The following is a 12,655-nucleotide window of genomic DNA, read 5'->3' on the forward strand; positions in this document are numbered from 1 at the left end:
GGCCTAGCCCGTGGTCATCGCTGTTTCCGCGCATGTCGCTATGACCGGGCAGTGGGCGCAGACGGCTTTGGCGCGCCGGGTCTGTGTGATCCCGGGTCTCTCATTGCTGATGGGGAAGAACAGTTCCGGATCCTCGGAGACGCAGGCGGCCGCCTGCCGCCAGTGCGGGAGAGGGTTGCTGTTCCCGGGAGAGTGCGGCACGGGGTGGTTGCCGGTCCGGTTCGGGTCGCCGCACATGGATCGATGCCTTCCGCTGCGTGCCGCCCACGGGCGGGGCCGGGAGCGGAGCGTTCATGGGAATGGTGGAAGCATCACTGGCCGGTCACGGCCGATTCCACTTGCATCATTCGCGCATCGTCTGTGCCATCCGGTCGCCCGCCGCTGCCCCACGCGTCCGAACGCGGCCCGCTTCGTGTTCGTCGGGCATGGGAGCGCCTTGCGTACGTTGCTGGAGGGCCTGCGCAGGGGGCAGGCCGTCGTCCTCGTGGCGGGCGCGGCGAGGATCGGGAAGTCCGGTAGTGGGGGCCTCCGACGACAGCGGTGTGCAGGGGGTGTCCGGCCGCCACGGCCGCCTCGACGCGTCGCCCCGGGCCGCCGGGCGCGGGCTCGTTCGGGATGATCGCCGGTCTCGAGCCGTCCCAGGAAGCCCTCGCGGCTCGGCTGCGCTGATCGTGGAGCGCAGCCGGGGGGTTCTGGGTGTGTGGGTGTGGGTGGTGTTCTGCTGGTCTGGTCGGCGTGGTTGGTCGGGCTGGTCTGGTCGGCGTGGTTGGTCGGGCTGTGTTGTCCGGTGTTGGTGGGTGGTGGTCATGTCGGGTGGCTGTTGAACGGCATGGGTGGCTGTTGGGGGTGGTACGGGCCGGGTGGTCGGCTGGTTGTCGTCCGTGGGGGTGTCGCGGTGGTGTCGGTCAGGCTGCGGAGTGGTTGTGGGGTGTTTGGTGTCTCTCGCCGGGGGTGGTGTCCAGGTGTGTCCGGAGGGCTGTGAGTCCGGTGGCCAGGGCACGGCGTTCGGTGGGGGGCATGCTGTTGATGGCCTGGTGGAGCATGGTGTCGCGTTGTTCGCGGATGCGTTGCAGGTGTTCTTTGCCGGCGCGGGTGAGTTGCAGGGTGATCTCGCGGCCGTCGTCGGGGCAGGGCAGTCGTTGGAGGAAGCCGATGGCCTGCAGCCGGTCGCACATGCGGGTCACCGTCGGGGGAGCGGAGGCGAGGCGTTGGCATACGGTGCGCATCCGTATGCCGTTTTCGCGGTCGACGACGTACATCAGGCGCAGCTGGGAGGTGGAGCTGGGGGCGGTGGTGCCGGTGGTGGAGTGTCTGGCGTGCTCCCACATGACGTCGAGGAGTTCGGTGATGGTGCTGGCGGACCGGGTTGCTTCGTGCCAGGTGGTGTGGGGGGTGGCGTCTGGTGCGGTCACGGTTTCCCCGTCGGTGGGTGCTTGTGCCAGGTGGAGGGCCGGCAGTGGTTCAGGTGGTTCCGTCCGGTCCGGTGGGGCGGGCCGGTAGGGCGCTGTCCTGGGTCGCCGGGGTTTTTGCGGCACCGATGGGGTGGGGATGAGTGAGGTGTTCGCGGGTTCCGGTGAGGTCCAGGAGCCGGTCCAGCTTGGCAGGTCTGTCGTCCAGGTGCAGACGTACGCCTGCCGCGGTGGTGCGGCGGCCGATCATCAGCAGGGCCGACAGGCCCATGGGGTCGACCGTGCCGAGGTCCGCGCAGTGCAGATGCAGGTCGGTCAGGGCGGTCCGCCGCGCGAGTTGCGCGGTGACCTCGTCGAGGAGGAGGTCGGCGCTGGTGTGGTCGAGGTCGCCGTGGAGCTCCATGCGGATGCTGTCCTGGGTGTCGACCGTGGTCAGCTGCAGGTGGCGGGGGTGTGTGGTCATGCGGTGTTCCCGGCGGCGGTGGGGTGGGCGGTGGTGAGGGTGTGCGTGGCGGCCTTGAGGATGCGGGTGGCCCGGGGGAAGTCGTGGAGTTCACGGGCGAGGAGATCCAGGGCGGGGGGCAGGCTGTGGGGGTACGCCTCGTGCCGCGAGGATCTGCGCGGTCCAGGTGATGAACCGGGTGAAGAGTTCGTCGTCGTCGAGGTAGAGGGCGGTGGCGAGGAACTCCACGATGTGCGCGAGGTCTTCTGCGGTGCGTTCACGCTGGGCGTCGTTGTGGGCGCGCAGGGCGGGGACGGTGTCCTGCAACGCGGTGAGGACGGTCCCCACGAGGGTGGCGCTGTGACGGGCGACCGTGGTGTATTCCTGGTCGGCCAGGTGCGGCAGGTCGTCGAATTGCTGGTGGTCGGGTTGCGGTCGCGGCAGCGGACTTCTGGCGAGGTGGTCGGCGGCGGCGCGGGCCTCCGGTGCCCAGGCGTCGGCGCCCAGCAGTCGCGCGTACCGGCCCCGGGGGCCGAAGGCGGCACCGCCGACGATGACGGGGACCCCGACGGCCTGGCAGGCGGTGATCGCCGCGTGCGCGGTCGGCAGCCTGGTGGCGATGGAGCCGGAGAGCGCGACCGCGTCCGCTCGGGTGTGGTGGAGGTGGGCGATGAGATGCGGGGTGGGTACCTGGGCGCCCAGGTAGTCGACGTGCCAGCCCCGCAGTTTCAGGACCTCTGCGAGCAGGCGGGCCGGCAGGGCGTGCCATTCGCCGTCCACGCAGGCCACCGTGATCCGGCCCCGGGTGGCGGTGGTGCGGGCGGTGGGGTGCATGCTCACCGCGGTGACGGCACGGTCGTTGATGGCGGTCGCCGCGTGTTCCTGGGCGACGCTGATCCGGTCGGCCGCCCATTCCTCACCGACGCGGCTCTGCACCACGGCGATCACATCGAGCAGGACGTCCTCCGGGGCGGTTCCCTCGTCCAGCATGCGCAGTACGAGTTCGGTGGCCGCGTACTCGTCCATGGCCGAGACGGCGTGCCACACCTGCTCGGCGGGCTCTTTCGCGTGGCCGGGGTGCCGCACCTGCTCGGCGGGCTCTTTCGCGTGGCCGGGGTGCCGCACCTGCTCGGCGGGCTCTTTCGCGTGGCCGGCGTGGGGAGGACGGGGCGGGGAGGACGTGCTCATGCGGTGAACCTGCCTCGGGTGTGTCCGTTCACCGCGCTGAGGTGGTGGGTGCGGGGGCGGAGATCACGACGACGGCCATGTCGTCGTGGGGACGGTTGCCGAGCCATTGGGCGGCCAGCATCTGTACGTGTTCCGCGATCCCCTCGGCGGGCATGCCCGCGCATCCGGACAGGGCGCGCTTGAGGCGTTCCTCACCGAACAGATCGCCGCCCAGCGGCCCGCCCTTGGCTTCGGTGATGCCGTCGGTGTAGAGGACGCACGACTCGCCGGGCGCCAGGGAGACGGCGGCGGTGGTGGCGGAGATGTTCGGGATGGCTCCGATCAGGGTGCCGTGGGTGTCGGCTTCCTCGACGGTGCCGTTCGCGCGGATGATCAGCGGGCTGGGGTGGCCGCCGCTGGTGAGAGTGAGGTCCACCATGTTCCCGCGTCGTACGGCGGAGGCCAGGACCATGGTGGCGAAGCGGGTGTGGTGGGAGCTGAGCAGCGCCGTGTTCAGCAGGTTGAGCATCCGCTGGTGGTCGCCGGACAGGGGCAGCAGGGCGTGCAGGGTGTTACGGATCTTGCCCGTCAGTACGGCGGCTTCCAGGCCCTTGCCGCACACGTCCCCGAGGGAGACCAGGGAGGCCTCGCCCTCGACGGCCGCGGGGTGCACGTCGTAGAAGTCGCCCCCGATGCGTTCGTGGTCCGCGGACGGCCGGTAGCGGCCGGCGAAGTCCACCCCGGAGATCTGGTGCAGGACCGGCGGCATGAGCTCACGCATCAGCACGTCGGTGATCGCGCTCTGCTCCGCGTACAGGCGGGCGGCCGACATCGCGGCCCCGGCACGGGCGGCGAACAGCCGGCAGAAGACCTCCTCCTCGTCGCTGAAGGTTGCGGTTTCCGCCTTGCGCAGCAGGATGAGCGCTCCGGCCGGCACACCGTGCCCGGGCAGCGGGGTGATCACGATCGAGCCGACCGGCCCCAGCCCCTGGGGCAGCATCCACTCGGGAGCCGTGGACGGGTCGATCCACCGCGAGGGCACCGGCGGGAATCCGCGCAGCGCCTCGCCCAGACCCGGTACGTCGTCGGGGTCCACCGTCACGGTGGACTGGGTGGGAGTGCCGCCGCGCAGGCAGGTCACCACCGGCATCCGGCGCCCGGGAACCGCCGCGACGGCCAGCGCGGCGTCCGCGAGGCTTTCGGCGGCCATCTGCGCGGCCACGTCCATGCAGCGTCCCAGGTTGAGGGAGGAGAGCAGGACACTGGACGCCTTCGCGAGGAACGCGGCCCGCTCCTGCTCCATGCGCAGAGCCTCCCGCACGAGCTGGTGGTCGGTGTCGTCCACCAGCCACCACGCCACCCGGCCGTCGCCCCGCACACTGGGGTGCGCCCGGAAACGCCGTCCGCCGATGCCTCCGCGCGGCGGCTCTTCGGTGTCCGGGGCCGCGTGCGGACCGGGGGAGCCCGGCGCGGCGTGCGGACCGGGGGAGCCCAGCGCGGCGTGCGCGGCACAGAGCCAGGCCGGGGCCACGTCCGCCAGAGGTGCCCCGGGCGCCGCGGCGGGCAGGAGAAGACCTGCGGCGTCATTGCAGTGCACCACAGCGCCCCGGGCATCGGCGACCAGCACCGGGTACGGGGCCCCCACCCAGTCGAGGTCCGGTCCCGCGTCCGAAGGAGTGCGCGCTTGAGTGGAAACCAAATATCGAGGATTCGCTGGGCGAATCCCTCACCTCATCACCTAGATGTTTGCCTGGAGGCAACCATCTCCGGTGCTGCCCCTGATTGGCAACCTGCTCCCTGCCCCGTGCGGGCTTCTCGCAAAGGAGCTGCCGTTTCTCCACATGAGGACCACACCCCCGGGTGATTTCGAGGTCAGCGGTCGCGGTCGGCGGTGGGGCCGTGCCAGTCCAGGCACATCACCAGGGAGTCGTCCGCCGCCGGGCCGGACCCGCGGTGGCCCGTCAGCTCCTGCAGCATCACTCTCGGCACCTGCGAGGCGGGCAGGAGACGGGTGCCGCTGATCGAGGCGGCCAGCGCGCGGAGGCTGTACTTCTCACCGCCCGGCGACAGCGCGTCGAAGACGCCGTCGCTGATGAAGAGCAGGCGGTCTCCGGGTTCGACCCGCAAGTGCTGCGGCAGGTAGGAAGTGTCCTCGTACATGCCCAGGGGCATCTGCGCCTCCAGCTCGATCGGCTCGATCACCCCGCTGCGCACACGCCAGACCTTCGGGGAGCCGGCATCGACAATCTCCACCTGTCCGGTCGGAAGATGGAAACGGAACAACAGTGCCGACACGTACTGGCTTCCCCCGTGCTGTCCGTACACGGCCTGATCGGCGAGATAGGCCTGATCGCTCAGGCTCAGGCCGGCGCGGCGGGCATTGCGCAGGGCGTTGATGGCGAGGTTCGTCAGCAACGCGGCGTCGATGCCCTCGCCCATGCCGTTGCTCACGGTCACATACAGGTCGTCGGCCGACGCCGACCAGTCGAAGCAGTCACCGAAGATCGCGTAGGCGGGCTCCAACTGGGCGCCCAGGCTGTACTCCGGCCGGGAACAGGAGCGCCCGGGCAGCAACTGCCACTGCATCTCGGCGGCCAGTGTCAGCCGCTCCGCCCGACGCGCCTGCAGGAAGAGATCCGTGTCCCGCTCCGCGACCACCACCTCGTGCGCCAGCGCGTCGGCGCACTCCTGCAGGTCCGCCAGCACGGCGGCGGCCGGCTCGCCGTCCCCCGGCAGGGTGACGCCGAGGACACCCAGCCGGTCGCCCCGGACACTGACCGGCAGGTACACCGTCACCTCGGACGCCGATCGGTCATGCACGCAATGCGGTTCCTGGGCGCCGAACGCACGGCCCGGAGCACTGTCGTTCACCGATACCGGCGGACGGGTGTGCGGCAGCACCCCGACGGGCTGCAACCTCGTCATGGCGTAGTCGACCAGCAGCAGGTCCACCGCCGAGGCACGATGGCGGCGCACGATCGCGGAGCGGACCACGTCGAAAATCTCGTGGGGCGCGGCCTCGCGCAGAGACCGCTCGACCGAACGAGGTCTGTCCATGGACACCACAACCGCCTTCTTCCGCGAATCTCCATCAAAACGACTGCGACATCGACCAGCCGACCGGCCGACCGGCCGAACGGCACGAAATCCCATCCGGGAGTGTCACATGCGCGAGGCCCCGCGCCCGGCCGACCCACGTGCGCCGGGCCACTTCCCGCGAATCATCCGATCGTTGGCCGATGCGCAACGCCGACCGATGAGCAGCGGGCGCGGACGGAGCCGTCGCTGCCGGAACGGACGCCGCGCAGGGCCGGGAGACTGTGAACTCCGGGCTCTGCAGCGGGGCCGGGGGCCGGGGGCGGGGGGCCGGGGGGTCGGGGCCCGCGGTCGGCTCGTTTCGGTGAGTCCGGCGGGAACGTCCGGCCCCGCCATCGAGTCCGGAGGGTTGCTGTCCCGGTCGGGCCTTCGTCCACGAGGGCGGCCCGACCGGCCCGGAACCGCCGACCTCGTCGATGCCCGGGATCCGCGTGGGCGTCCCGGGAATCCCACGGCACCACGCACGCCACTCCACGCCGTGCCCGGCGAGCCGCGCGCTGTCCGGGAGCGATTTTTTCCGGCTCAGGGCCGGCCGGTGTGAGCCGGGCCGATCGGTTTCGGTGGCCGGCCGTTCCCGCGCTCCACGCCGCCGGCGGGGCCGGCCCGGATGCGGCCGTCACTCCGTGCACCCCGGACGAGCCGGGGCATGCCGGCTTGCGGGCGTGCGGTTCGGTACTGGCCAGGTACCCGCCTGTCCCGGGCAGTTATTTCGCGGCCGGATGCCATGGACAAGGGAGCCGGCGGCTCGAGGCTAGCGCGTGCTTGTGACAGTGGCGAGCGTGTGTTTCCGGGTTGGTTTGGTTCCCGCCCTGTTGTCTCGCGCCCGCTGCTACGGTTCGAACCCAGAAGGAAGCCGCCTCATGGCTAACAGTCCTTCTGTACAAGTTTTTTGATGGCCAATCATCTCTGCTGTGTGTGCGGGGGCAGCTTGACGTGACCCGCGGGGCACGCGTCGCTTCGGCGGGCCAGTCCCTCTGCACCGATTGGAAAGGACTCGCAGGAACAATGCCTTCGAATGCTGGCGCAGGACCGGGCGGGGTGGCTGCCGGTCCGCTGCTGGGGGAGCCTCCCCGGCCGATGGCGCAGTGGATCGTCGCGGAGACGACGCGGCGGACCATCACCGCCCAGACCACTGACGGAGCTCGCCGTTACGAGCTCTCGTACGACTCGGAATCTCCGGGGCGAGGACGGGTGAGCATCATCGGCTGCGACACGGACGGGGAGGTCGTTGCGGAACTGCGGGGCGACGTCGTCACCGCTGACCTCCCGCTGATCGCTCGCCTGCTGACAGCTGCCGCAGGTCCGGGCGGCACAGGCGACAGGGTGACCGCAACGGGTCCGCGGACACCCCACCGGCCTCCTCGCACCGGGGAACTGTGGAGTGGCGAGGAGGAGGACCGCCTGGCTGCCCTCCACGGTGAGGGCAGCGATCCGGCCGACATTGCGCAGCACCTCGGACGCTCCGAGAACTCGGTCCGCTGGAAGCTTCACTCCCTTCGCCTGGCCGCCCGCCCCGACGACCTGGTACCGGCTCCCCGCCCCGCCCTGCCCGAGCCTCCCAAGGCCTACACGGTGGAGGAGAAGCGCCGCGAACACCCCAACGCCTACAAGCGCTGGACGGCGGAGGAGGACGCGGACCTCCTCGACCGCTGCGCCAACGGGGTGTCATTGGCCGAACTCGCCGAGGAGTTCGGCCGCTACGAGGGGGCTATCGCCTCGCGCCTGCTCAAGCTCGACGCACAGGGGCCGGCCGTCGGGGAGGCCGAGGAGTTCGGAGGGTGACAGCGGCCGGCCTGCAGCGCCTCGGGGCGGCGTCCGCTGTGGCGGCGCCGACGTTCCCTCGCGGGCCGGGCCCCGGCCCGCGCCCTGAAACCCCTCTGCCGGGTTGATACACACCCTGTTGTTGTGAACCGAGAACCGGATCCGTCACCGACCGCCGTTCGAACGAGGAACCACCGTGAACCCGACCGGCCTTCTCGACGACAAGAGCTCCGCCCTGCGGGCCTTCTTCGACGACGAGTTCCCTGCCCTCCGCGCGCTGCGGGCCTCTTACCGGGCGGCTCTGTCCCCCCGTCTTCCGGCCCAGCGGCCCGCGCCGCCAGTCGGGAGCGCGCCGCGGTGGGGCACCATCGGCGCGGCGATCGACCGTCGCCTGCGCTGGTCGCTGCGCTCGGTTCAGCCGCGCGGCCGCTCGGTGGAGGCGGGGATTGCGATCTCGGCCGAATACGCCCCCGTCTTGAGGCTGGTCGGCGCTGAACTGCTCGACACGATCGACGACCTCATTGCTCGCGAGCGGCTCGACGGCCGCGTACTGCCCGTCGCCCGGGCGTCCGAGACGGAGGATCGCCTCGCGCGCCTCGCCTGGGCCGCGGCACTGTTCGAGGAGGTCTTCCGCACCGGAAGGGTCTGGCCCGCCATGCCGCTGGCCGAGGCCGACGGTTCTCTCACCCTGGAGACCTTGATGCGGGCCGTGCCCGACCATGAGGTGCGGGACATCGCTGCGATGGTGGAACGGGCCTGCCACGGGGCCTGGAGGCGCTGCGCGCGGCGACTGCACCCGACCAGGTCGTCCTCGCTCCGACTTTCGCGGCAGCGCCGATGTGGGAGGCGCGGACGCCGATTGGATCGCCTACCGCACTCTCGTCGACGTCAAGGCGACGACCTCCCCGGACAAGCTTCCGGGGAGGGACATCCACCAGCTCGCCGGCTACCTGCTCCTGGACTACGACGACGTCTACCGCATTGAGCGTCTTGGCTGGTACCAGGCTCGGACGGGGTCGCTCACCACTTGGGACACCGCGGAGTTCCTCGCCCTCCTGGGATCGCGGGATCCGTTGCCGCGGTTGCGCGGTCGGCTGCGGGCGGCCCTGGCTTCCCGCACTGCCGTTCTGCGCTGAATCCCGTCCGGCCGGGCATCGGCTCGCCGCGATACCGGCGCCCGCGACGCCGACCGGGAGTGCGGCGTTGTCCGGCCACAGGCGCCACGATGGGCGCCCGGTGAGAGAGGACCTGCGATGTCCCTGAAGCGACCCGGGTGCTTCGGTGACCTGTCGTGGTGGACAGGCGCCGTGGGGGTGGAGGTGGCGCGCAATGTCCGGCCGTTCGGCATCGATGAGCACGACGTGCTGCAGGTCGCCTGCCGCTCCGCGGCCTGGCGACTGCAGGCCGCTGTCCTGGCACCGCAGTTGCTGGCCGTGGCCGGCCGCAGGCTGCCGTCCGGAGCTGTGGTCGCGGCGCTGGCCGCCGACCCCTGGCAGCAGGCCCCGGTGCCCGGCGTGCCGCCGGGCACCGGGGCGCAATACCACCGGTGCCGGGCGCGGTGAGACACCCAGGGTGGGCCGGGACGGCGAGCCGTCCCGGCCCACCCGGCATTCAGAACGCGGTCACCCGCGCCGCCCCCGGCCCGAGTCGGGTGACGGACGGCCGCCGCCGGCCGGCGCATCCCCTCGTTCGTCGAAGGCCCGGACGATCGCCTCGACCACGGCCCGGATCCCGCTCCGGTCGTCGTCGGCGCTCTTTCCCCGGCTGTCGTGCGAGCGACCTTCGCGGTTGCCGTTGACCACGGCCCACGAGTAGCCCACCATCCGACCGTCCTCGGGTGCGGCGCGGCGTCCGGCTTTGGGGGCGAGGCCCGCCCGGCCGCTGCGGGCCGGTGCGGACGGGTCAGCAGAGGGTGTCCTGCTCGTGGTCGGCGAGGTCGACGTGGGTGATGCGTGCGGGGTCGAGGCTGGCCGCGGCCAGCTCGCGCGCTTCCCGGGCGTTTCGTGCGAAGACCCGCATGGTGAGCAGCTGGGGCAGTGGGCGACGAGCGCGGGGCAGGGCCGGACGATGCCGTAGATGCCGCGCCGGCTGCCGGCGGTCCGGGCGGGCCAGCCGTAGGCGAACTGCGGCGCGATCTCGCCGAGTGCGGTCCCGGCCCGGGCGGTCATCTCCTTCCAGGCCTGCCGGTTCACCGCGGCGGCCAGTCCCTCCCGCTGGGCCGGGGTGAGGCGGGTCCACCAGCTCCTGGCGACGGCGAGTTCGGCGGCCTGCGCGGCCTGGTACTGCCGTTCGGCTTCCTGCTCGGCGAGCTCGCGTTCGCGGCGCAGCGCCTGGTCCTTGTCCTGCGACATGTGATCCTGACCGTTCGACAAGCGATCTCGACCGCTGAATTTCCTTCAGGGCGGGTCTCTACAAGACGGAGTAGGTCTGGTACTTGCCCTGCAGGGACGAGGCGGCTGCGCCGGCCACGTCGGCCCGGGGCCGGCGGCGCATCCCTGGAGGAACTCCCCGACCCGGGAACCGGTCCATCCCGCTGCGGCGGCAGCGGCCCGGAACCGGGCGCCGTCGTGGGGGGCCAGAGGGTCGAGGAAGTCGAGGACGTAGTCGATCGTGGCCGTGTCCAGGGGGAGTCGCTGCATGGCGACGGCGCGCAGGGCACCGTCGGCAAGCATCGGGGTACCGGCCTCCAGGCACCATCGCAGGGGATGGGCCGTGTCCTGTGGAGTGCTCAGCCGGATGATGGCATCGCCGAGCGCGACGTACACCATGGTCGCCTCGAAGGGGCGCTGGGCGAGTTCCCGGATCAGACCGAGGGCAGGCCGGTGGCCACATGCCCCGAGGGCCATGACCATCTGGTATTGGGTTTCCCATGTACGGGTGTCGCGGACCTCCCGCTGGAGGGCGTCCAGCAGCGACGGACCCGCAGCGGGATCGGCAAGCCGGCGCAGGCGTGCAGCAGCTGAACGCCGCTTGGGGGAAAGCCGGTGGCCGAGCTGCGCCACGGCTTCGTCCAAGGTCAGTGCCATCTCGAATCCCGTCCGGTCGGTTCCATGCCGGCAACGGTAGGCCCCCGCGCTGACACGGCAGTTCGCGGCTCCACGGCGCCGGAAGCCCCTGCCACTGATCAGGATCGAGTGGCATGCGATTTCTCAGCGTGGTGTCAGTGGTGATGAGAGTCGGTTGTGCTGTAGGGCATGAGGGCCAGGCTTCTGCTGGTCAAGGTGTCTTTGGTGTGGGTGAGCGGCTGGCGGGCTGACTGTCACGTGGCGAGAGGTTGGCGGTTGGGTTTGCTGTCGTGGGGCTTTATCGCACCGCCGGTAGTGCTGTCATGGGTTCGACAGATCTGATGCCGGTGCTGGTGGTGTGCGGGTTTGATCCCCGGTATGGGAGATGACGGCGCCGGTGGACGTTCGGGGCGGGTGCTGCCGCGTGCGTTGGTGGTACGGCGTCTGGTGGAGCGGCAGGTGGCCGGGGAGTTGACGTCGTTGCATGTGCGGGCGGTGGCTGACACGGTGGGTGTGTCGGTGCGCACGGTGTGGCGGTGGCTGGCGGAAGCGAAGGCAACTGGTGAGGTCGTCAGGAAGCCTGCGCGCCAGGGCTACGCAATGCCGGACGAGACATGGGCACTGCTGGCGGAAGTGGGCGGGAACGTCGCGGAACTGCGGCGCCGTATGCTCGCTGCCGCCGCCGGCTCGAGCACCGCCGTGCCGACTTTGGGAACGTTGCACCGGGTGGTGCGCCGTGACCGCCTGGCGGGGCGGTTGCTGGTCGTCGAGCGGGAACCGAGTCTTGCCGAGCCGCTGCGCCCGGATCCGCTGAGCGAGTTGGGCCTGGGCACGGTCAGCGGCGCGGGTCTGGGCGGTCGGGTGTTCCTGCGCGAGCAGACCCGCCTGGCCAAGGTGCCGGTTCTGGTGCCCGGCGCGCGGGTCGTTGCCACCCCCTCGGTCGCCTCGGTGGTGCAGTGCGTCGCGCACGCTACGGCGGTGGGTGCGGTGGCGTGCCTGTACGGGGATGCCGGCCACGGCAAGACGGTGGCCCTGCAGTACGCCCTGTCCCAGCTGCCGGAACCGGTCCGGGTCCGCCGGGTCCATGTCGGGGTGCACCCATCGGTGCCGGAACTGCGCCGGGTGCTGGCCGACGCCCTGGAGCTGAAACGGCTGCCGCACGCCACCGGCGCGGCGGACCTGATGCTCCTGGACGCGCTGCGCCAGCCCAGGGTCCTGGTCCTGGACGAGGCGCAGCGTCTGCCTGTTCCGGCGCTGGAGTTCCTGCGGCAGTTGTGGGACCACCCGGACACGGACGTCGCGCTGCTCCTCGCTGGCGCGGGGGCCGAGCGCGCCCTGCGCAGGGTGCCGGCGCTGGCATCACGGGTGCTGACCTGGGAGCTGGTGCCGCGCCTGGGCCAGGCCGCGGTCAGGCCGGTGATGGAGGCGTTCCACCCGCTGTGGGGACAGGTGGCACCCGTGGACATGGCGTGGGTGGAGGAGCACGTCGGGCACGGCAATTTCCGGACCTGGGCGAAGGTCACCTCGCATCTGACTGCGGAGGTCTACGGCCAGGCCCGCGCGGTGGTCGACCGCCCGCTCCTGGAGAGAGTCTGCGCCCGCCTCACCGGACCGGTGTGACGGCCGCCGCCCCCGTGACGAAACCGGCAGCGACAGCTGGCCGGCACCGGAACGCCGGATGGCCACCGCGCGGTGGTGCCAACGGCCCGAGGAAGGCAGGAGAACATGATCGATCCACCAGAGCCCGTACCTGTACCCGAGGACACCGTCGCCGC

At 71.3% G+C, this 12,655-nt stretch carries 10 protein-coding genes and 2 pseudogenes; 4 read left to right on the forward strand and 8 right to left on the reverse strand.

Annotation, left to right across the window (positions count from 1 at the left end):
- Positions 1-3 precede the first annotated feature (3 nt).
- The 6 genes and pseudogenes from ABEB13_RS39925 to ABEB13_RS39950 form a co-directional block, all read right to left on the reverse strand.
- A complete protein-coding gene (locus ABEB13_RS39925; protein WP_345703704.1) occupies positions 4-237 on the reverse strand; it encodes a WhiB family transcriptional regulator in 234 nt (77 codons plus the stop codon).
- A gap of 668 nt (positions 238-905) precedes the next feature.
- Positions 906-1,412: a MarR family winged helix-turn-helix transcriptional regulator gene (locus ABEB13_RS39930; RefSeq protein WP_345709477.1), complete on the reverse strand. Its 507-nt coding sequence runs from the start codon at positions 1,410-1,412 to the stop codon at positions 906-908.
- Positions 1,413-1,461: 49 nt separating this feature from the next.
- Positions 1,462-1,872, reverse strand: coding sequence for an STAS domain-containing protein (locus ABEB13_RS39935; RefSeq protein ID WP_345703702.1), 411 nt, complete (start codon positions 1,870-1,872; stop codon positions 1,462-1,464).
- Positions 1,869-2,877 (reverse strand): annotated as a pseudogene (locus ABEB13_RS39940) (cobalamin B12-binding domain-containing protein). The gene ABEB13_RS39935 and the pseudogene ABEB13_RS39940 overlap by 4 nt, the downstream one beginning before the upstream one ends.
- 158 nt (positions 2,878-3,035) lie before the next feature.
- Positions 3,036-4,645, reverse strand: a pseudogene (locus tag ABEB13_RS39945) (PP2C family protein-serine/threonine phosphatase).
- Positions 4,646-4,890: 245 nt separating this feature from the next.
- Entirely contained in the window at positions 4,891-6,075 is a 1,185-nt protein-coding gene (locus tag ABEB13_RS39950) for a PP2C family protein-serine/threonine phosphatase (RefSeq protein WP_345709483.1), read from the reverse strand.
- A 1,230-nt stretch (positions 6,076-7,305) separates the two neighbouring features.
- On the opposite strand from ABEB13_RS39950, the gene ABEB13_RS39955 reads away from it, so the two are divergent.
- From ABEB13_RS39955 to ABEB13_RS39965, 3 genes are all read left to right on the forward strand, one after another.
- The gene (locus ABEB13_RS39955) at positions 7,306-7,896 is read left to right on the forward strand and encodes a hypothetical protein (protein WP_345703701.1); all 591 of its coding nucleotides are present in this window, start codon (positions 7,306-7,308) and stop codon (positions 7,894-7,896) included.
- 818 nt (positions 7,897-8,714) lie between these two features.
- A complete protein-coding gene (locus ABEB13_RS39960; protein ID WP_345703700.1) occupies positions 8,715-9,011 on the forward strand; it encodes a hypothetical protein in 297 nt (98 codons plus the stop codon).
- Positions 9,012-9,128: 117 nt separating this feature from the next.
- The gene (locus ABEB13_RS39965) at positions 9,129-9,437 is read left to right on the forward strand and encodes a DciA family protein (protein WP_345703699.1); all 309 of its coding nucleotides are present in this window, start codon (positions 9,129-9,131) and stop codon (positions 9,435-9,437) included.
- Between the two features lie 60 nt (positions 9,438-9,497).
- Here ABEB13_RS39965 and ABEB13_RS39970 read toward each other — a convergent pair whose 3' ends face one another.
- Together ABEB13_RS39970 and ABEB13_RS39975 are read right to left on the reverse strand one after the other, a co-directional pair.
- Positions 9,498-10,226, reverse strand: coding sequence for a hypothetical protein (locus tag ABEB13_RS39970; protein ID WP_345703698.1), 729 nt, complete (start codon positions 10,224-10,226; stop codon positions 9,498-9,500).
- A gap of 45 nt (positions 10,227-10,271) precedes the next feature.
- On the reverse strand, positions 10,272-10,901 hold the full coding sequence (locus ABEB13_RS39975; RefSeq protein ID WP_345703697.1) for a HEAT repeat domain-containing protein: 630 nt from the start codon (positions 10,899-10,901) through the stop codon (positions 10,272-10,274).
- A gap of 357 nt (positions 10,902-11,258) precedes the next feature.
- Here ABEB13_RS39975 and ABEB13_RS39980 point away from each other — a divergent pair, with 357 nt between their 5' ends.
- Complete coding sequence (locus ABEB13_RS39980; RefSeq protein WP_345709478.1) at positions 11,259-12,500, forward strand: AAA family ATPase; 1,242 nt, start codon at positions 11,259-11,261, stop codon at positions 12,498-12,500.
- Positions 12,501-12,655: the final 155 nt, after the last annotated feature.

The sequence above is a fragment of the Kitasatospora paranensis genome (assembly GCF_039544005.1).
Lineage (GTDB): Bacteria > Actinomycetota > Actinomycetes > Streptomycetales > Streptomycetaceae > Kitasatospora > Kitasatospora paranensis.